The sequence below is a fragment of the Enterobacter cloacae complex sp. HYC042_NIDB genome, from assembly GCF_056673315.1.
The window spans coordinates 190,151-208,939 of sequence record NZ_CP109650.1; the positions used below are offsets into that span (position 1 = coordinate 190,151).

General features: G+C 56.6%; 18 protein-coding genes. 12 read left to right on the forward strand and 6 right to left on the reverse strand.

The genetic code is table 11. The features are described 5' to 3' along the window. Positions 1-34: 34 nt before the first annotated feature. The 4 genes from yidC to rpmH are packed head-to-tail and all read right to left on the reverse strand — an operon-like array spanning position 35 to position 2,418. Positions 35-1,678 carry a membrane protein insertase YidC gene (yidC, locus tag OKF39_RS00885; RefSeq protein WP_028014931.1) on the reverse strand — a complete coding sequence of 548 codons (1,644 nt, stop codon included), beginning with the start codon at positions 1,676-1,678 and terminating at the stop codon, positions 35-37. A gap of 2 nt (positions 1,679-1,680) precedes the next feature. Further along, complete coding sequence (gene yidD / locus OKF39_RS00890) at positions 1,681-1,938, reverse strand: membrane protein insertion efficiency factor YidD (RefSeq protein ID WP_001307474.1); 258 nt, start codon at positions 1,936-1,938, stop codon at positions 1,681-1,683. After that, positions 1,902-2,261: a ribonuclease P protein component gene (gene rnpA / locus OKF39_RS00895; RefSeq protein WP_014072458.1), complete on the reverse strand. Its 360-nt coding sequence runs from the start codon at positions 2,259-2,261 to the stop codon at positions 1,902-1,904. The genes yidD and rnpA overlap by 37 nt, the downstream gene beginning before the upstream one ends. A gap of 16 nt (positions 2,262-2,277) precedes the next feature. Continuing rightward, complete coding sequence (gene rpmH / locus OKF39_RS00900) at positions 2,278-2,418, reverse strand: 50S ribosomal protein L34 (protein ID WP_000831330.1); 141 nt, start codon at positions 2,416-2,418, stop codon at positions 2,278-2,280. A gap of 599 nt (positions 2,419-3,017) precedes the next feature. Here rpmH and dnaA point away from each other — a divergent pair. The 4 genes from dnaA to gyrB are packed head-to-tail and all read left to right on the forward strand — an operon-like array spanning position 3,018 to position 9,030. Continuing rightward, positions 3,018-4,412, forward strand: a complete 1,395-nt coding sequence (dnaA, locus tag OKF39_RS00905; RefSeq protein WP_032644944.1) for a chromosomal replication initiator protein DnaA — start codon at positions 3,018-3,020, stop codon at positions 4,410-4,412. A 4-nt stretch (positions 4,413-4,416) separates the two neighbouring features. Beyond that, complete coding sequence (gene dnaN / locus OKF39_RS00910) at positions 4,417-5,517, forward strand: DNA polymerase III subunit beta (protein WP_008500170.1); 1,101 nt, start codon at positions 4,417-4,419, stop codon at positions 5,515-5,517. Then, positions 5,517-6,590 carry a DNA replication/repair protein RecF gene (recF, locus tag OKF39_RS00915; protein ID WP_045260850.1) on the forward strand — a complete coding sequence of 358 codons (1,074 nt, stop codon included), beginning with the start codon at positions 5,517-5,519 and terminating at the stop codon, positions 6,588-6,590. Before dnaN ends, recF begins: the two co-directional genes overlap by 1 nt. A gap of 28 nt (positions 6,591-6,618) precedes the next feature. After that, a complete protein-coding gene (gyrB, locus tag OKF39_RS00920; protein ID WP_028014934.1) occupies positions 6,619-9,030 on the forward strand; it encodes a DNA topoisomerase (ATP-hydrolyzing) subunit B in 2,412 nt (803 codons plus the stop codon). A 34-nt stretch (positions 9,031-9,064) separates the two neighbouring features. Here gyrB and OKF39_RS00925 read toward each other — a convergent pair whose 3' ends face one another. Continuing rightward, positions 9,065-10,000 carry a LysR family transcriptional regulator gene (locus OKF39_RS00925; RefSeq protein ID WP_479983403.1) on the reverse strand — a complete coding sequence of 312 codons (936 nt, stop codon included), beginning with the start codon at positions 9,998-10,000 and terminating at the stop codon, positions 9,065-9,067. Positions 10,001-10,109: 109 nt separating this feature from the next. Here OKF39_RS00925 and OKF39_RS00930 point away from each other — a divergent pair, with 109 nt between their 5' ends. The 8 genes from OKF39_RS00930 to OKF39_RS00965 all read left to right on the forward strand — a co-directional run bounded on the left by OKF39_RS00930 (position 10,110) and on the right by OKF39_RS00965 (position 18,297). Beyond that, the gene (locus tag OKF39_RS00930) at positions 10,110-11,135 is read left to right on the forward strand and encodes a zinc-dependent alcohol dehydrogenase family protein (protein WP_028014936.1); all 1,026 of its coding nucleotides are present in this window, start codon (positions 10,110-10,112) and stop codon (positions 11,133-11,135) included. Between the two features lie 115 nt (positions 11,136-11,250). Next, on the forward strand, positions 11,251-12,063 hold the full coding sequence (gene yidA / locus OKF39_RS00935; RefSeq protein ID WP_047363227.1) for a sugar-phosphatase: 813 nt from the start codon (positions 11,251-11,253) through the stop codon (positions 12,061-12,063). A 226-nt stretch (positions 12,064-12,289) separates the two neighbouring features. After that, complete coding sequence (gene dgoR / locus OKF39_RS00940; RefSeq protein ID WP_003861109.1) at positions 12,290-12,979, forward strand: D-galactonate utilization transcriptional regulator DgoR; 690 nt, start codon at positions 12,290-12,292, stop codon at positions 12,977-12,979. After that, a complete protein-coding gene (locus OKF39_RS00945; RefSeq protein ID WP_049137088.1) occupies positions 12,976-13,854 on the forward strand; it encodes a 2-dehydro-3-deoxygalactonokinase in 879 nt (292 codons plus the stop codon). The genes dgoR and OKF39_RS00945 overlap by 4 nt, the downstream gene beginning before the upstream one ends. Beyond that, positions 13,838-14,455: a 2-dehydro-3-deoxy-6-phosphogalactonate aldolase gene (locus OKF39_RS00950; RefSeq protein WP_041911729.1), complete on the forward strand. Its 618-nt coding sequence runs from the start codon at positions 13,838-13,840 to the stop codon at positions 14,453-14,455. Before OKF39_RS00945 ends, OKF39_RS00950 begins: the two co-directional genes overlap by 17 nt. Continuing rightward, positions 14,452-15,600: a galactonate dehydratase gene (gene dgoD, locus OKF39_RS00955; protein ID WP_028014940.1), complete on the forward strand. Its 1,149-nt coding sequence runs from the start codon at positions 14,452-14,454 to the stop codon at positions 15,598-15,600. The genes OKF39_RS00950 and dgoD overlap by 4 nt, the downstream gene beginning before the upstream one ends. Positions 15,601-15,678: 78 nt before the next feature. After that, the gene (locus OKF39_RS00960) at positions 15,679-17,016 is read left to right on the forward strand and encodes an MFS transporter (protein WP_080351061.1); all 1,338 of its coding nucleotides are present in this window, start codon (positions 15,679-15,681) and stop codon (positions 17,014-17,016) included. Positions 17,017-17,067: 51 nt separating this feature from the next. Continuing rightward, positions 17,068-18,297 carry a YidR family protein gene (locus tag OKF39_RS00965; protein WP_479983404.1) on the forward strand — a complete coding sequence of 410 codons (1,230 nt, stop codon included), beginning with the start codon at positions 17,068-17,070 and terminating at the stop codon, positions 18,295-18,297. Here the strand turns inward: OKF39_RS00965 and OKF39_RS00970 are convergent. Further along, the gene (locus OKF39_RS00970) at positions 18,294-18,626 is read right to left on the reverse strand and encodes a YceK/YidQ family lipoprotein (protein ID WP_014881914.1); all 333 of its coding nucleotides are present in this window, start codon (positions 18,624-18,626) and stop codon (positions 18,294-18,296) included. The two genes, OKF39_RS00965 and OKF39_RS00970, sit on opposite strands and share 4 nt — an antisense overlap. Positions 18,627-18,789: the final 163 nt, after the last annotated feature.

The following is an 18,789-nucleotide window of genomic DNA, read 5'->3' on the forward strand; positions in this document are numbered from 1 at the left end:
TCGACCGCCCTTATTTTAGCGTTATCTTACCGAATCAGGACTTTTTCTTTTCGCGGCTATGCAGGCCACGTTTTTCCAGACCACGGTAAATCAGCTGCTGCTGGATGATGGTCACCAGGTTGCTGACGATATAGTACAGCACCAGACCTGACGGGAACCACAGGAAGAACACGGTGAAGATGACCGGCATAAAGGTCATGATCTTCTGCTGCATCGGGTCGGTCACGGTGGTTGGCGACATTTTCTGGATGAAGAACATCGTCACGCCCATCAGGATCGGCAGGATGTAGTACGGGTCCTGTGCGGACAGGTCATGGATCCACAGGGCGAACGGCGCGTGGCGCAGCTCAACGGAACCCATCAGCATGTAGTACAGCGCAAGGAAGATTGGCATCTGAATCAGCAGCGGGAAGCAACCACCCAGTGGGTTCACTTTCTCTGCCTTATACAGGGCCATCATCTCCTGGCTCTGACGCTGTTTATCATCGCCCAGGCGCTCACGCATCGCCTGAATCTTCGGCTGCAGCATGCGCATCTTCGCCATGGAGGTGTACTGCGCTTTGGTCAGCGGGTACATGATGCCACGCACGATGAAGGTGATAACGATGATGGAGAAGCCCCAGTTACCCAGGAAGCTGTGGATGAACTTCAGCAGCTTAAACAGCGGCTGAGAGATGAACCACAACCAACCGTAATCCACGGTCAGATCCAGGTGCGGCGCAACAGCGGCCATTTTGTCCTGGATTTCCGGGCCGACCCACAGGGTGCTTGCCAGCTTACCGGTTTGACCCGGCTGAACCAGAACAGGCTGTGATTTGTAGCCGATGGCTGCAATACCGTTGCCCAGGTTCGCGGTGTAGAAGTTATTCGTACCGTCGTTATTCGGGATCCACGCGGTCGCGAAATACTGCTGCAGCATTGCGACCCAACCGCCTTTGGAGCTGACGTTCAGGTTTTCGTTATCGGCAATGGTGTCGAATTTGTATTTCTCGTACTTCGCATCAGGCGTGGAGTACGCCGCGCCACGGAAGGTATGCAGCGCAAAGTTGCTGCTTCCGGTGTCACGGTGTGACGGCAGATTGATGGACTGCTTCAGCTGACCGAAGGTAGACAGTTCCAGCGGTTTCGCACCGGCGTTCTGTACGCTGTAGCCCACGTTCACCGCATACTCACCGCGTTTCAGGGTGAAGGTTTTGGTGAAGGTGTTGCCTGCCGCGTCGGTGTAGGTCATCGGGATAACGAGTTCGTTCTGGCCATCAGCCAGTACAAAGGTGTCGTTCTCGACGTTATACAGTGGACGCGCACCGTTAGCCGGGTTATCCGGGCCATCACGACCGGTCAGGCCGCTCTGCGCCTGATACAGGAACTCCGGTGTGGTTTCCAGTAACTGGAACGGTTCGTTAGACTTCAGCTCTTTCGGGTAGGTCAACAGCAGCGCCTGCTCAACATCACCACCACGGGTGTTGATAGTCAGCTCAAGCACATCGGTCTTAACCGTAATCTGTTTCCCCTGGCCACTGGCCGGTACGCCCTGGTCGGCGGCGCTACCCGCTGCGGTGGTCGTGGTCTGCGTGGTCTGCTGCTGGGGTTGAGGATTTTTATCCTGCTCCCATGCCTGCCAGATCATGAAAGACACGAACAACAAAGCGATGATAAGAAGATTGCGTTGCGAATCCATCGTTAGTGTTCTCTGGTATCAAAAGGTCCTGGGGGGACGGGGTCGTCTCCACCGGGGTGTAAAGGGTGGCATTTTAATACGCGTTTCACCGTCAACCAACTGCCTTTTATCACTCCAAACCTGCGCAATGCCTCAATTCCGTAGCTTGAGCATGTTGGTGTGAAACGGCAGTGCGGCCCGAGTAGCGGACTAATCAGGCGTTGATAGACCCGAATGAGGGCTATCAGGACCCGTGAGCCAGGCGACAGTGGCGGCGCCATAATTTTTCCAACGCTTCCGAGAGAGCACGGTTATCGAGGTCGGCAACCCCCTTTTTAGCCACCACCACGAAATCCATAGAAGGCAGTTCGTGCTGACGTAAACGGAAGCTTTCACGCGTCAGACGTTTAATCCGGTTGCGTTCATGCGCACGCTTAACGTTTTTCTTAGCGACTGTGAGACCGATGCGGGGATGCCCCAGCGAATTTTGGCGGCCGAGGATGGTGATTTGCGGCGTGCCAGCCCGTTGTGGCTGCTGGAAGACGAAAGTGAAATGAGTGGGAGTTAACAAACGTAACTCCCTGGGAAATGCTAGCTTAACCACTCAGGGGTTAGCTTTATTACTTGGAAACGGTCAGACGAGCGCGGCCTTTAGCACGACGACGTGCCAGAACCTGACGACCATTTTTAGTAGCCATACGAGCACGGAAGCCGTGAGAACGGTTGCGCTTCAGTACAGACGGTTGAAAAGTGCGTTTCATGGCGATTTCTACCTAAACTTGAAAAAATTCATGACTTTTGCGGATGCCCGACCGAGTTTCGAATGACGGACGCCGAAGCCGTGGGTGATTAAAGAGGCCGGATTGTAATAATTGTACACTCCGGAGTCAATTCTCTTTCCTTATTTCCCGCGTATTTCCGCACGATTTCGCGTGGAAAATGAGCAACGGACGACGCAGGAAGATGAGCATCACGCGCCGGGTCGAGGATTATACGGCCTCGCCAACAAAGCGCAAGGATCGTCCCGGATCTTCGTTAGATCATTTAAGCAATAAATTGTCGCTGCTCATTAAATTTTCCAATATGCGGGCTAAATCGCGGGGCACTCGCGCCAGGATCGTTTACACTTACCCGGTTTCGGATCTTCCTGTGGATAAATCGGGAAGAATCTGTGAGAAACAGAAGATCTCTGGCTCAGTTTACGCTATGATCCGCGGTCCCGATCGGGATCCCAGGATCCTGGTCAGGATAAATTGCAGATAGCAATTCGCACGTCCCCCTTTACGCAGGGTCATGTCGATGTGCGCCAACAATCATGAATATTCAATAGTTTTCTTTTATTGTTCGAGTGGAGTCCGCCGTGTCACTTTCGCTTTGGCAGCAGTGTCTTGCCCGATTGCAGGATGAGTTACCAGCCACAGAATTCAGTATGTGGATCCGCCCGTTGCAGGCGGAGCTGAGCGATAACACGCTGGCTTTGTATGCGCCAAACCGTTTTGTGCTCGATTGGGTAAGAGACAAGTACCTCAATAACATCAATGGCCTGCTGAACGATTTTTGCGGGTCAGATGTCCCACAGCTGCGTTTTGAAGTGGGCACAAAGCCGGTCACCCAAACCGTTCGTGAAACCGTAAATGTAGCCGCGCCCGCTCAGGCTGTTCCGGCTCCGGCGCCTCGCGTTGCACCCGCTCGTCAGGGCTGGGATAACGTCCCTGCCCCCGCAGAGCCAACCTACCGCTCTAACGTTAACGTGAAACACACGTTCGATAACTTCGTTGAAGGTAAGTCGAACCAGCTGGCGCGCGCGGCAGCCCGTCAGGTTGCCGATAACCCCGGCGGTGCTTACAACCCGCTGTTCCTGTATGGCGGCACGGGTCTGGGTAAAACCCACCTGCTGCATGCGGTAGGTAACGGCATTATGGCGCGCAAGCCCAACGCGAAAGTGGTGTATATGCACTCCGAGCGCTTCGTTCAGGACATGGTAAAAGCCCTGCAAAACAATGCGATCGAAGAGTTTAAACGCTACTACCGTTCCGTTGACGCGCTGCTGATCGATGACATCCAGTTCTTTGCCAATAAAGAACGATCGCAGGAAGAATTTTTCCACACCTTCAACGCTCTGCTGGAAGGTAATCAGCAGATCATTTTGACCTCGGATCGTTATCCTAAAGAGATCAACGGCGTTGAAGATCGTCTGAAATCCCGCTTCGGCTGGGGCCTTACCGTGGCGATCGAGCCACCTGAGCTGGAAACCCGCGTCGCGATCCTGATGAAGAAAGCCGATGAGAACGACATCCGCCTACCGGGTGAAGTGGCGTTCTTCATCGCCAAGCGCCTGCGTTCCAACGTGCGTGAGCTGGAAGGGGCGCTGAACCGCGTTATCGCCAATGCCAACTTCACCGGTCGTGCGATCACCATCGATTTTGTGCGTGAAGCACTGCGCGATTTGTTGGCATTGCAGGAAAAACTGGTCACCATCGACAATATTCAAAAGACGGTGGCTGAGTACTACAAGATCAAAGTGGCAGATTTACTGTCTAAACGTCGTTCCCGCTCGGTGGCGCGTCCGCGTCAGATGGCGATGGCGCTGGCAAAGGAGTTAACCAACCACAGTCTGCCGGAAATCGGCGATGCGTTTGGTGGCCGTGACCATACGACCGTGCTGCACGCTTGTCGCAAGATTGAGCAGTTACGCGAAGAAAGCCACGACATAAAAGAAGATTTTTCCAATCTAATCAGAACATTATCATCGTGACGCTATGAAATTTACCGTTGAACGTGAACATTTATTAAAACCGCTGCAACAGGTGAGTGGCCCATTAGGCGGCCGCCCAACGCTGCCTATTCTCGGAAACCTGCTGCTTCAGGTCGCGGACGGTACGCTGTCGCTGACCGGTACAGATCTGGAAATGGAAATGATCGCGCGCGTTACGTTGACGCAGCCGCACGACGCGGGCGCGACCACGGTTCCGGCACGTAAATTCTTTGATATTTGCCGCGGGTTGCCGGAAGGCGCTGAAATCGCCGTGCAGCTGGAGGGCGACCGCATGCTGGTGCGCTCTGGCCGCAGCCGTTTCTCGCTCTCCACGCTGCCCGCTGCGGACTTCCCGAACCTGGACGACTGGCAGAGTGAAGTTGAATTCACTCTTCCGCAGGCGACGATGAAGCGTCTGATTGAAGCCACGCAGTTCTCCATGGCGCATCAGGACGTTCGTTACTACTTAAACGGCATGCTGTTCGAAACCGAAGGTGAAGAGCTGCGTACCGTCGCCACCGACGGCCACCGTCTGGCGGTCTGTTCCATGCCGATTGGCGACTCGCTGCCGAACCATTCGGTGATCGTGCCGCGTAAAGGCGTGATTGAACTGATGCGTATGCTCGACGGCGGTGACACGCCGCTGCGGGTGCAGATTGGCAGCAATAACATCCGTGCCCACGTGGGCGATTTTGTCTTCACTTCGAAGCTGGTTGATGGCCGTTTCCCGGATTATCGCCGCGTATTGCCGAAGAACCCGGACAAAACGCTGGAAGCGGGCTGCGATAGCCTCAAGCAGGCGTTTGCCCGCGCGGCCATTCTCTCGAACGAGAAATTCCGCGGCGTGCGCCTGTACGTGAGTGAAAACCAGATCAAAATCACCGCCAACAACCCGGAGCAGGAAGAGGCAGAAGAGATTCTGGACGTCACCTACGCCGGGGCTGAGATGGAAATCGGCTTCAACGTCAGCTACGTGCTGGATGTGCTCAATGCACTGAAATGCGAGAATGTGCGCATTCTGCTGACAGACTCCGTTTCGAGCGTACAGATTGAAGATGCGGCCAGCCAAAGCGCGGCTTATGTTGTCATGCCAATGAGACTGTAATGTCGCTCACCCGTCTGTTGATCCGCGACTTTCGCAATATCGAAAGCGCGGATCTCGCTTTATCCCCCGGCTTTAACTTCCTGGTTGGCGCGAACGGCAGCGGCAAAACCAGCGTGCTGGAAGCCATCTATACGCTCGGCCATGGCCGGGCGTTTCGCAGTTTGCAGATTGGTCGCGTCATTCGCCACGAGCAGGAATCCTTTGTTCTGCACGGGCGTTTGCAGGGCGCAGAGCGGGAAACCGCCATCGGCCTGACCAAAGACAAGCAGGGCGATAGCAAGGTGCGCATCGACGGCACCGACGGCCATAAGGTGGCGGAGCTGGCGCTGCTGATGCCAATGCAGCTGATTACGCCCGAGGGGTTTACTTTACTCAACGGCGGCCCCAAATACAGAAGAGCGTTCCTCGACTGGGGATGCTTTCACAATGAAGCCGGTTTCTTTAACGCCTGGAGCAACCTGAAGCGTCTGCTTAAACAGCGTAACGCCGCGTTGCGCCAGGTCACGCGCTACGCCCAGCTGCGTCCGTGGGACATGGAACTCATCCCTCTTGCGGAACAGATAAGCCGCTGGCGTGCCGAATACAGCGCGGGTATCGCCGAAGATATGGCCGACACCTGCAAACAGTTTTTACCCGAGTTCTCTCTCACCTTCTCCTTCCAGCGTGGCTGGGAGAAAGAGACGGACTATGCCGAGGTGTTAGAGAGAAGCTTCGAGCGCGACCGCATGTTGACCTACACCGCGCACGGCCCGCACAAGGCGGATTTCCGCATTCGTGCCGACGGTGCGCCGGTGGAAGACACGCTGTCGCGCGGGCAGCTCAAGCTCCTGATGTGCGCGCTACGCCTGGCGCAGGGGGAGTTCCTCACCCGCGAGAGCGGACGACGCTGCCTGTACCTGATAGATGATTTTGCCTCGGAACTTGACGACGCGCGGCGCGGGCTGCTTGCCAGCCGCTTAAAAGCCACGCAGTCGCAGGTTTTCGTCAGCGCCATTAGCGCTGAACACGTTATGGACATGTCGGACGAAAATTCGAAGATGTTTACCGTGGAAAAGGGTAAAATAACGGATTAACCCAAGTTGAAATGAGCGAGAAACGTTGATGTCGAATTCTTATGACTCCTCCAGTATCAAAGTCCTGAAAGGGCTGGATGCGGTGCGTAAGCGCCCGGGTATGTATATCGGCGACACGGATGACGGCACCGGTCTGCACCACATGGTATTCGAGGTGGTAGATAACGCTATCGACGAAGCGCTCGCGGGTCACTGTAAAGACATCGTGGTCACCATCCATGCGGACAACTCCGTCTCCGTTACCGATGACGGTCGTGGCATCCCAACCGGTATTCACCCGGAAGAGGGCGTCTCTGCTGCGGAAGTGATCATGACCGTACTGCACGCAGGCGGTAAGTTCGACGATAACTCCTATAAGGTTTCCGGCGGCCTGCACGGCGTAGGCGTTTCCGTAGTAAACGCCCTGTCGCAAAAGCTGGAGCTGGTTATTCAGCGCGAAGGCAAAATTCACCGTCAGATCTATCAGCACGGTGTGCCTGAAGCCCCGCTGGCCGTTACCGGTGATACCGATAAAACCGGTACCATGGTGCGTTTCTGGCCGAGCCTTGAAACCTTCACCAACGTCACTGAATTCGAGTACGACATCCTGGCGAAGCGCCTGCGTGAACTGTCGTTCCTGAACTCTGGCGTCTCTATTCGCCTGCGCGACAAACGCGACAATAAAGAAGACCACTTCCACTACGAAGGCGGTATCAAGGCGTTTGTTGAGTATCTGAACAAGAACAAAACGCCAATTCACCCAAATATCTTCTATTTCTCCACCGAAAAAGACGGTATCGGCGTGGAAGTGGCGCTGCAGTGGAACGACGGTTTCCAGGAAAACATCTACTGCTTTACCAACAACATTCCACAGCGCGACGGCGGTACTCACCTTGCGGGCTTCCGTGCGGCGATGACCCGTACCCTGAACGCCTACATGGACAAAGAAGGCTACAGCAAAAAAGCGAAAGTCAGCGCCACCGGTGACGACGCCCGTGAAGGCCTGATTGCCGTGGTCTCCGTGAAGGTGCCGGATCCGAAGTTTTCCTCACAGACCAAAGACAAGCTGGTTTCTTCTGAGGTGAAATCGGCGGTTGAGCAGCAGATGAACGAACTGCTGAGCGAATACCTGCTGGAAAACCCGAACGACGCGAAAATCGTGGTGGGCAAAATTATCGATGCGGCACGTGCTCGTGAAGCAGCGCGTAAAGCCCGTGAAATGACCCGTCGTAAAGGCGCGCTGGACCTGGCAGGCCTGCCGGGCAAGCTGGCTGACTGTCAGGAACGCGACCCGGCACTGTCCGAACTGTACCTCGTGGAAGGGGACTCCGCGGGCGGTTCTGCGAAGCAGGGCCGTAACCGTAAGAACCAGGCGATCCTGCCGCTGAAGGGTAAAATCCTCAACGTTGAGAAAGCGCGCTTCGATAAGATGCTCTCTTCTCAGGAAGTGGCGACGCTCATCACCGCGCTCGGCTGTGGCATTGGCCGCGACGAGTACAACCCGGACAAGCTGCGCTATCACAGCATCATCATCATGACCGATGCGGACGTCGACGGCTCGCACATCCGTACGCTGCTGTTGACCTTCTTCTATCGTCAGATGCCTGAAATCGTTGAGCGTGGCCACGTCTACATTGCGCAGCCGCCGCTGTACAAAGTGAAGAAAGGTAAGCAGGAACAGTACATTAAAGATGACGACGCGATGGATCAGTACCAAATCGCGATCGCCCTTGATGGCGCGACCCTGCATGCGAACTCCAGCGCGCCGGCACTGGCAGGCGAGCCGCTGGAGCGTCTGGTCTCCGAGTTCAACGCCACGCAGAAAATGATTGGCCGTATGGAACGCCGCTATCCAAAAGCGCTGCTGAAGGAGCTGGTCTATCAGCCAACCCTGACCGAAGCCGATCTGAGCAACGAGCAGGCCGTGACCCGCTGGGTGAATACCCTGGTGAGCGAGCTGAACGAGAAAGAGCAGCACGGCAGCCAGTGGAAGTTCGACGTTCAGCAGAATGCGGCACAGCAGTTTGAGCCGATTGTTCGCGTGCGTACTCACGGCGTCGACACCGACTACCCGCTGGAGCACGAATTCGTGACCGGCCCGGAATACCGCCGTATCTGCACCCTCGGCGAGAAGCTGCGCGGCCTGATCGAAGACGATGCCTTCATCGAACGTGGCGAGCGTCGTCAGCCGGTAGCAAGCTTCGAGCAGGCGCTGGACTGGCTGGTGAAAGAATCCCGTCGCGGTCTGTCTATCCAGCGTTATAAAGGTCTGGGCGAAATGAACCCGGATCAGCTGTGGGAAACCACCATGGATCCGGAAAGCCGTCGCATGCTGCGCGTCACCGTTAAAGACGCGATTGCAGCGGATCAGCTGTTCACCACCCTGATGGGCGATGCGGTAGAACCACGTCGTGCGTTCATTGAAGAGAACGCGCTGAAAGCGGCGAATATCGATATTTAACAGTCGCTATCCCGCATGAAAACTGGCCGCGCTTTTAGCGCGGCTTTTTTATGGGCGCAGGAATGTCCAGCGACATCGCCGCCGGTAAACGGCTCGCCAGCGCATCTATGGCCATTCTTACCCTCAGGGGCAGGTACGGCGTCTGTTGCCAGACGGCATGGACGTCAAAATGGACATCCTGCGCCTGCTTAAAGAGCGGGACAAGCTTTCCCTGATGAATTTCTTTGATGGCCATCCAGCAGGGGAGCCAGGCAATGCCGTGCCCGGTCACCGCCGCGTCGCAGATGGCCTGCAAATCATCCATATTGAGTGATGACCGCGGCGTAAACGTGCGCGGCGTTCCGTCGCTGTCCATAAGCTGCCAGGATAGCACGCGGCCTGCGCGCAGATAGTTAATGGCCGCGTGCCGGGATAAATCATCCACAGCGTCTGGATGACCTCTTTTTTGCAGATAGTCGGGCGAGGCGCACAGGACCATGCGGTGTTCTCCCAGCTTTCTGGCCACCAGCACGCTGCTGTCCTGCAGCGTGCCGTTACGTACCGCCATATCGAAGCCTTCCTCGACCAGATCCACCACGCGGTCGCTGAACGACATTTCAAGCTCAAGCCCAGGGTGTTCCTGCGCCAGTTCAATCAGCAGCGGCGCGACGCACTGGCGTCCAAACAGCACCGGCATGGCAACACGAAGCCGACCGTTGATCTGATGTTTCCCCGTTTCCAGCAGGGATTCCGCGCTCCTGATCTCCTCCAGCGCGCGCAGGCAGCGCTCGTAGAACAGGGCGCCGTTATCGGTGAGCCGCTGGCTGCGGGTGGTGCGCTGAAACAGCCGCACTCCCAGACGTTCCTCAAGTCGAGCAATGCTTTTACCCACCGCAGAGCGCGACAGGTGCAGGCGAACTGCGGCCTGCGCAAAGCTTCCTGCCTCCACGGCAGCGACAAAAACAGGAATATCTTTCAGCGTATCGGTCACGGTTTGTATCCATTCAGGCGTCAATGAAGAGAAAACTTATCGCCACTGGTGACGAGGAGTCAACGGTAGACTGTCATTACTGAAGCTTATCTGATGGCAGGAGAAAAAAATGACAGAGACAATGCAGCGCTGGTCAATGAACGCCCTCGGGCGCGAGAATCTCAAACTCATTCATGAATCGGTTCCACAGCCAGGCCCGGGTGAGGTTCGCGTACGGGTAAATGCCGTTGCGCTCAACTATCGCGATAAAATGGTTATCGAAGGCACGATGCCGATTCCGCTTTCCTTCCCGTTCACCCCGGCGTCTGACATGGCGGGCGTGGTGGACAGCGTAGGTGAAGGTGTCACGCGTTTCAAACCCGGCGCTCGCGTCATTTCAACCTTCTTCCCGGAGTGGATCGACGGCAAGCCGCAGGCAGACGCGCGTGATTTGCCCTACAAAACGTCCGGCGGCTATTTCCAGGGCATGCTGGCCGAATATGTGGTTGTAAATGAAAACGCGCTGGTAGCCTCTCCGGAAACTCTGAATGACGCAGAGGCCAGCACGTTACCCTGCGCAGGGCTTACCGCCTGGTTCGCGCTGGTGGAGCGGGGTCAGCTCCGCGCCGGGCAATCGGTGCTGGTACAGGGGACGGGCGGCGTGGCGATTTTCGCCCTGCAAATTGCAAAAGCGCACGGCGCAGAGGTTATTGTCACGTCCGGGAGCGATGAAAAGCTGGCGCTCGCCAAAAAACTGGGCGCCAGTCAGGGCGTCAACCGCCTGAAAAGTGACTGGGCTGAAGAAGCATTGGCGCTGACTCAGGATCGCGGCATCGACCATATTATCGAAACCGTAGGTGGGGAAAACCTGAAGCATTCCCTGCGTGCCGTTGCCGTTCACGGGCGTATCTCCGTCATTGGCGTGCTGGCCGGGACTGACATTTCGCTGCCTGCTGGTGAGCTGCTGCTGAAATCCCCCGTCATTCAGGGGATTGGCGTGGGACACCGCCGGGCGCTGGAGGATTTCGTCCGCGCTGTTGACGTCACGGGACTGAAGCCGGTGATTGAGCATCGCTACCGTTTTAACGAGCTTGAACAGGCCCTTGAACATCTGGATCGCGGCGCATTCGGTAAAATTGTTCTCACCCGCGAGTAAGTCGTCGTTCCCCGGGTTAAGCGTAAAAGGGGTGTTTCTGTTGCGCAATGTAGCTCTATTTTTGTGTGCTTAATCGCGTTAGCATGAGGCAGCACTCATTTATCCCGGGGAACTCATGGCTATCAAACTCATTGCAATCGATATGGACGGCACGCTGCTGCTGCCAGACCACACTATCTCTCCTGCCGTTAAAAACGCGATCGCTGCCGCACGAGCGAAGGGCGTGAATGTGGTTCTGACCACGGGGCGTCCGTATGCGGGCGTACACAGCTACCTGAAAGAGCTGCACATGAATCAGCCGGGCGATTACTGCATCACCTATAACGGCGCGCTGGTGCAGAAAGCCGCAGACGGCAGCACGGTTGCGCAAACTGCGCTGAGCTATGATGACTACCTGTTCCTCGAAAAACTGTCCCGTGAAGTGGGCTCCCACTTCCACGCGCTCGATCGCAATACGCTCTACACCGCCAACCGTGATATCAGCTACTACACGGTGCATGAATCCTACGTTGCGACCATTCCGCTGGTGTTCTGTGAAGCCGAGAAAATGGACCCGGCGACGCAGTTCCTGAAGGTGATGATGATCGACGAGCCGGAGATCCTGGATAAAGCCATCGCGCGCATTCCGGCGGAGGTAAAAGAGAAGTACACCGTGCTGAAAAGCGCGCCGTACTTCCTCGAAATCCTCGATAAACGCGTCAATAAGGGTACCGGCGTGAAATCACTTGCTGATGCGTTAGGGATTAAGCAGGAAGAAATCATGGCGCTCGGCGACCAGGAAAACGACATCGCGATGATTGAATTCGCGGGCGTTGGCGTGGCAATGGATAACGCCATTCCTTCGGTGAAAGAGGTGGCTGATTTCGTCACCAAATCTAACCTCGAAGACGGCGTTGCCTACGCGATCGAGAAGTTTGTGCTGCAGTAACGCTTATTTTTAATCATCAGCCCCGGTTATCAACCGGGGCTTTTTTTTGCCCTGCATTTATCGAATTGTTCTTTTTGTGATCTTGATTGTAGTACAACATTAACTGATTGTACTACATTGTCACCACGGCAAAGAAGAATGGCCTCACGTTTGTACTGCAAAAGTGAGGCGAAATTCAGCGGTCGCGGTAAAGTAGTGATGGACATACAGAGCACAAGGACTCTCCATGACTCTCAATAAAACCGATCGCATCGTTATTACGCTGGGCACCCAGATTGTGGGCGGTAAATACGTTCCCGGTTCGCCGCTCCCCGCAGAGGCTGAACTGTGCGAGGAGTTTGAAACCTCGCGCAACATCATCCGGGAAGTGTTCCGCTCGCTGATGGCGAAGCGGCTGATTGAAATGAAGCGCTATCGCGGCGCGTTTGTTGCTCCGCGCAACCAGTGGAACTACCTCGATACCGACGTGCTGCAGTGGGTGCTGGAAAACGACTACGACCCACGGCTTATCGGCGCGATGAGTGAAGTTCGAAACCTGGTGGAGCCAGCAATTGCGCGCTGGGCGGCGGAACGCGCGACCTCCGGTGATTTGGCCCAGATTGAATCGGCTTTAAACGACATGATCGCCAATAACCAGAACCGGGAGGCGTTCAACGAGGCGGACATTCGCTACCACGAAGCGGTGCTGCAGTCGGTGCATAACCCGGTTTTACAGCAGCTTAGCGTGGCGATCAGCTCGCTACAGCGAGCGGTATTTGAACGTACCTGGATGGGTGATGAGGCCAACATGCCAAAAACGCTCCAGGAACATAAAGCGCTGTTCGATGCGATACGGCATCAGGACGGCGATGCGGCAGAGCAGGCGGCGCTAACCATGATTGCCAGCTCGACACGAAGGCTGAAGGAAATCACATGACATCTCGCTACATCGCAATTGACTGGGGATCGACCAATCTGCGCGCCTGGCTTTATCAGGGCGAGCAGTGCCTGGAGAGCAGGCAATCTGAAGCAGGCGTGACGCGCCTGAACGGTAAATCCCCCGAGGCGGTGTTAGCAGAGGTCACACAAAACTGGCGCGACAGCGCCACGCCGGTGGTAATGGCGGGAATGGTGGGCAGTAACGTAGGCTGGAAAATTGCACCTTATCTGCCGGTTCCCGTCCATTTCTCCGCTATTGGCGAGCAGTTAACGTCCGTTGGCGACAATATCTGGATTATTCCCGGTTTGAGCGTCTCTCGCGACGATAACCACAACGTGATGCGCGGCGAAGAGACGCAGCTGCTTGGCGCGCGCGCTCTCTCACCTTCTTCTGTCTACGTCATGCCCGGCACGCACTGTAAATGGGTCCAGGCTGACGCTGAGCAAATCCACGATTTTCGCACCGTAATGACCGGCGAGCTGCACCATTTGCTGCTCAACCATTCGCTGGTCGGGGCCGGTTTACCTGAGCAGGAATCCTCGTCAGAGGCGTTTGCCGCCGGGCTTGAACGTGGGATCGCCTCCCCTGATGTGTTGCCGCAGCTTTTTGAGGTTCGCGCCTCGCACGTGCTGGGACTTCTCCCGCGCGAGCAGGTCAGCGAGTTTCTCTCCGGCCTGCTGATTGGCGCAGAGGTCGCCAGCATGCGTGAGTTCATCGCGCACGAGCAGGCCATTACGATTGTCGCAGGCGCATCGCTAACGTCGCGCTACGAACAGGCATTTCGCGCCGTTGGGCGTGATGTTTCGACGGTATCCGGCGACACGGCATTTCAGGCAGGAATAAGGAGCATCGCTCATGCAGTGGCAAACTGATCTTCCCCTTATCGCGATTTTGCGCGGCATCACGCCCGATGAGGCGTTAGACCACGTCGGCGCGGTTATCGACGCCGGATTCGACGCGGTAGAAATCCCGCTCAACTCGCCCGACTGGGAAAAAAGCATTCCGGCCGTGGTGGAGGTTTTCGGCGATAAGGCGCTGATTGGCGCAGGCACCGTGTTACAGCCTGAGCAGGTCGATCGGCTGGCAAAGATGGGCTGCAGGCTTATCGTCACGCCCAATATTCAGCCTGAGGTGATCCGCCGCGCGGTGGGTTACGGCATGACAGTCTGCCCGGGCTGCGCCACCGCTACGGAAGCCTTTACTGCCCTTGATGCGGGCGCGCAGTCGCTCAAAATTTTCCCGTCATCGGCTTTTGGACCGGACTACATCAAGGCGTTGAAAGCGGTATTGCCCGCCAGCGTGCCGGTCTTTGCCGTGGGCGGCGTAACGCCAGAAAACCTGGGCCAGTGGATGAGCGCTGGCTGTGTGGGCGCAGGGTTGGGGAGCGATCTTTATCGTGCCGGACAGTCCGTGGAACGTACCGCACAGCAGGCGGCAGCATTTGTGAAAGCGTATCGAGAGGCAGTGAAATGAAAATAACCAAACTCACCACGTACCGTTTACCCCCGCGCTGGATGTTCCTGAAAATCGAAACCGATGAAGGGGTTGTAGGCTGGGGCGAACCGGTGATTGAAGGGCGCGCGCGCACCGTTGAAGCGGCAGTACACGAGCTGGGCGAATACCTGATTGGTCAGGATCCGGCGCGCATTAACGACCTGTGGCAGGTGATGTACCGCGCGGGCTTCTACCGAGGTGGTCCGATCCTGATGAGCGCCATCGCCGGTATCGACCAGGCGCTGTGGGATATCAAAGGTAAAGTGCTTAACGCGCCGGTATGGCAGCTTATGGGCGGCCTGGTGCGCGACAAAATCAAAGCCTACAGCTGGGTAGGCGGCGACCGTCCTGCGGAAGTGATCGACGGCATCACGCAGTTGCGCAATATCGGCTTTGACACCTTCAAGCTCAACGGCTGCGAAGAGATGGGCGTTATCGACAATTCGCGTGCGGTAGACCGGGCGGTCAATACCGTGGCGCAAATTCGTGAAGCCTTCGGCAACGAGATTGAGTTTGGCCTGGATTTCCACGGCCGCGTCAGCGCGCCGATGGCCAAAGTGCTGATCAAAGAGCTGGAGCCGTATCGCCCGCTGTTTATCGAAGAGCCAGTGCTGGCCGAGCAGGCGGAGTACTATCCGAAGCTGGCTGAACAGACCCACATTCCTATCGCGGCGGGTGAACGTATGTTCTCGCGCTTCGAGTTTAAACGCGTACTTGAAGCGGGCGGCATAGCGATCCTACAGCCGGACCTTTCTCATGCGGGCGGCATCACCGAATGCTACAAAATTGCCGGGATGGCAGAAGCTTACGATGTGGCGCTGGCACCGCACTGCCCGCTCGGCCCAATCGCGCTGGCGGCCTGCCTGCACGTCGACTTCGTCTCCCGCAATGCGGTGTTCCAGGAACAGAGCATGGGGATTCACTATAACAAGGGCGCGGAACTGCTCGATTTTGTGAAAAATAAAGAAGACTTCTGCATGGAAGGCGGTTTCTTTAAACCGCTTACGAAGCCGGGCCTTGGCGTGGAAATTGACGAAGCTAAAGTCATTGAGCTGAGTAAGAATGCGCCGGACTGGCGAAACCCGCTGTGGCGTCATGAGGACGGCAGCGTAGCGGAATGGTAATCGCCATCCCGTAGACCCGGTAAGCCTCCGGGCAAAAATCATACATACAAAAATATAACCCTCTGTAAATTACAGGGCATGGTGAGCGGCTTCGCTATGCCCAAAATCTGGAGACAGATTGCGATGGATATTCCAGTTACCGCTACAAAAATCGGGCGTCGCCGCTACCTGACGCTGATGATGATCTTTATTACCGTGGTCATTTGCTATGTCGACCGCGCCAACCTTGCCGTGGCATCGGCCCATATTCAGGAAGAGTTTGGCATCACCAAAGCGGAAATGGGCTACGTCTTCTCGGCGTTTGCCTGGTTGTATACCTTATGCCAGATCCCCGGCGGCTGGTTTCTTGACCGCGTGGGTTCACGTCTGACCTACTTTATCGCCATATTAGGCTGGTCCGTGGCGACCCTATTCCAGGGCTTCGCCACCGGGCTGATTTCGCTGATTGGCCTGCGTGCCATCACCGGGGTTTTCGAAGCGCCCGCGTTTCCGACCAACAACCGTATGGTGACCAGCTGGTTCCCGGAACACGAGCGCGCGTCCGCCGTTGGTTTTTACACCTCTGGCCAGTTTGTCGGCCTGGCGTTCCTGACGCCGCTGCTGATCTGGATCCAGGAGCTGCTGAGCTGGCACTGGGTGTTCATCGTCACCGGCGGGATTGGCATTATCTGGTCGCTAATCTGGTTCAAGGTCTACCAGCCGCCGCGTCTGACCAAAAGTATCACCAGGGCCGAGCTGGACTACATCCGCGACGGTGGCGGTCTGGTGGATGGTGATGCGCCGGTGAAAAAAGAGGCGCGCCAGCCGCTGACCAAAGCGGACTGGAAGCTGGTCTTCCACCGTAAGCTGGTGGGCGTTTATCTGGGACAGTTCGCGGTTACTTCTACGCTGTGGTTCTTCCTCACCTGGTTCCCGAACTACCTGACCCAGGAAAAGGGGATCGCGGCGCTGAAGGCGGGCTTTATGACCACCGTGCCGTTCCTCGCCGCATTTTTCGGCGTACTGCTCTCCGGCTGGCTGGCCGATAAGCTGGTGAAAAAAGGATACTCGCTGGGCGTGGCGCGTAAAACGCCGATTATCTGCGGCTTGCTGATCTCAACCTGTATCATGGGTGCCAACTACACCAACGATCCGGTGTGGATTATGGCCCTGATGGCGGTGGCGTTCTTTGGTAACGGTTTCGCCTCTATCACCTGGTCGCTGGTGTCGTCCCTCGCGCCGATGCGGCTGATTGGCCTGACTGGCGGTGTGTTCAACTTTGTCGGCGGACTGGGCGGGATCACCGTACCGCTGGTCATCGGCTACCTGGCGCAGGACTACGGCTTCGGCCCGGCGCTTGTCTACATCTCTGCCGTGGCGCTGATCGGGGCACTCTCCTACATCCTGCTGGTGGGCGATGTGAAACGAGTAGGCTAATCCCTGCGGATGTTTTACCCTGATGCACTCACCGTGCATCAGGGTATCCTCATGAAACAAATCACCTTCGCTTCCCGCAACCACCAGCTGACCAACATCAATACCTGGACGCCGGACAGCCGGTGGCTGGTCTACGACGTACGTCCGTCAGGCGCGTCATTTACCGGCGAAACCATTGAGCAGGTCAACGTCGTTACGGGCGAGGTGGAGGTGGTTTATCGCGCTACTGACGGCGCGCATGTCGGCGTGGTGACCGTTCATCCGGCACAGGACAAATACGTCTTTATCCACGGTCCGAAAAACCCGGATGCTGGCTGGCACTACGATTTTCATCATCGTCAGGGTGTGATTGCGCATCACGGTCAGGTGAGCAACCTGGACGCGATGGATATCACCGCACCTTATACCGCAGGCGCGCTGCGCGGCGGCAGCCACGTGCACGTCTTTAGCCCGAACGGGCAGTTCGTCAGCTTTACCTATAACGACCATGTTTTACATGAGCGCGATCCGAAGCTCGATTTACGCAACGTCGGCGTGGCGGCACCGTTTGGCCCGGTGAACCCGCAGGGGAATCATCCACGTGAATATTCAGGCACGTTCTGGAGCGTGCTGGTCAGCCGCACAACACCCAACCCGCAGCCGGGCAGCGATGAAATCAACCGCGCCTACGAAGAGGGCTGGGTGGGCAACAACAGGCTAGCGTTTATCGGCGATACCCTCTCCGCGCAGGGCGAAAAAGTGCCTGAACTGTTTATTGTTAACCTGCCAGAAGACGAGCAGGACTGGAAACAAGCGGGCGATGCGCCGCTGCAGGGCACCCCAGACACCCTGCCAGCGCCGCCTGCCGGGGTGAAGCAGCGTCGTCTGACCTTTACCCACCAGAGGGTCTACCCGGGTCTGGTGAACGTGCCGCGTCACTGGGTGCGCAGTAACCCCCAGGGGACGCAAATCGCGTTTCTGATGCGGGATGATAACGGCATTGTGCAGCTGTGGCTGATCTCTCCTGAGGGCGGCGAGCCGCGCCAGCTGACGCGCACCGGGAGCGGTATTCAGTCTGCGTTTAACTGGCACCCTTCCGGGAACATGCTGGGATTTGTGCTTGAAAACCGAATCGCCTGCTGTGACGCGAAGACTGGAGAAGTGACGTTTTTGACGTCCGATCACGGCAATCCGCCGTCTGCTGATGCGGTCGTGTTTTCCCCGGACGGGCGCTTTATTGCGTGGATGCAAGAGACGGGCGGTTTCCGTCAGCTTTGGGTAACGGAAACCGCGAAGGACTAGCGCGGCGGCATCTCGGCGGGCGGGATAACGGCGTTTGTCGCCAGATTTTCCTGCTCGCTTTTCTCTACCCGTGAGCGCACGGAATCGTCCTTACGGAATACATCCCACGGCAGCAGAAGCGTATCCGCCACTGCTGTAAAGGGCATATCCAGGATAACCAGGGATTTGGTGCCCCAGTTCGTATCGTCATCGGAGATCATCGCCGCGCTGGCGCGCGTCCCCGGATATGTTCCTTCTTTACCGCCGGTGTGAGACATCACGCTCGAACACCCGCAAAGTAAAACCACCCCGCTGAACGTCGTCAGCTTTATCAGAACATTTTTCATCATCACTCAGTCATCGTTAATGGCACTGCATAGACCTGCAACTCAGGGTTATAGCGAGCCTTATCCGAAATGAATAGCCCGATAACCCCGCACTGTGGCAGCCATCGCAATTTAACCCTTTGTGCTGTTGTCCCAGAGTCTATGCGACAACCAGCAAAGTGCAAAA

Bases quoted from the DNA above. Each gene is read 5' to 3' on its own strand.
- recF (WP_045260850.1), top strand. From the start codon at position 5,517: ATGTCGCTCACCCGTCTGTTGATCCGCGACTTTCGCAATATCGAAAGC.
- OKF39_RS00950 (WP_041911729.1), top strand. From the start codon at position 13,838: ATGCAGTGGCAAACTGATCTTCCCCTTATCGCGATTTTGCGCGGCATC.
- OKF39_RS00945 (WP_049137088.1), top strand. From the start codon at position 12,976: ATGACATCTCGCTACATCGCAATTGACTGGGGATCGACCAATCTGCGC.
- OKF39_RS00960 (WP_080351061.1), top strand. From the start codon at position 15,679: ATGGTGAGCGGCTTCGCTATGCCCAAAATCTGGAGACAGATTGCGATG.
- OKF39_RS00970 (WP_014881914.1), bottom strand. From the start codon at position 18,626: ATGATGAAAAATGTTCTGATAAAGCTGACGACGTTCAGCGGGGTGGTT.
- yidD (WP_001307474.1), bottom strand. From the start codon at position 1,938: ATGGCGCCGCCACTGTCGCCTGGCTCACGGGTCCTGATAGCCCTCATT.
- dgoR (WP_003861109.1), top strand. From the start codon at position 12,290: ATGACTCTCAATAAAACCGATCGCATCGTTATTACGCTGGGCACCCAG.
- gyrB (WP_028014934.1), top strand. From the start codon at position 6,619: ATGTCGAATTCTTATGACTCCTCCAGTATCAAAGTCCTGAAAGGGCTG.
- dnaN (WP_008500170.1), top strand. From the start codon at position 4,417: ATGAAATTTACCGTTGAACGTGAACATTTATTAAAACCGCTGCAACAG.
- rpmH (WP_000831330.1), bottom strand. From the start codon at position 2,418: ATGAAACGCACTTTTCAACCGTCTGTACTGAAGCGCAACCGTTCTCAC.
- OKF39_RS00965 (WP_479983404.1), top strand. From the start codon at position 17,068: ATGAAACAAATCACCTTCGCTTCCCGCAACCACCAGCTGACCAACATC.
- yidC (WP_028014931.1), bottom strand. From the start codon at position 1,678: ATGGATTCGCAACGCAATCTTCTTATCATCGCTTTGTTGTTCGTGTCT.
- dgoD (WP_028014940.1), top strand. From the start codon at position 14,452: ATGAAAATAACCAAACTCACCACGTACCGTTTACCCCCGCGCTGGATG.
- yidA (WP_047363227.1), top strand. From the start codon at position 11,251: ATGGCTATCAAACTCATTGCAATCGATATGGACGGCACGCTGCTGCTG.
- OKF39_RS00930 (WP_028014936.1), top strand. From the start codon at position 10,110: ATGACAGAGACAATGCAGCGCTGGTCAATGAACGCCCTCGGGCGCGAG.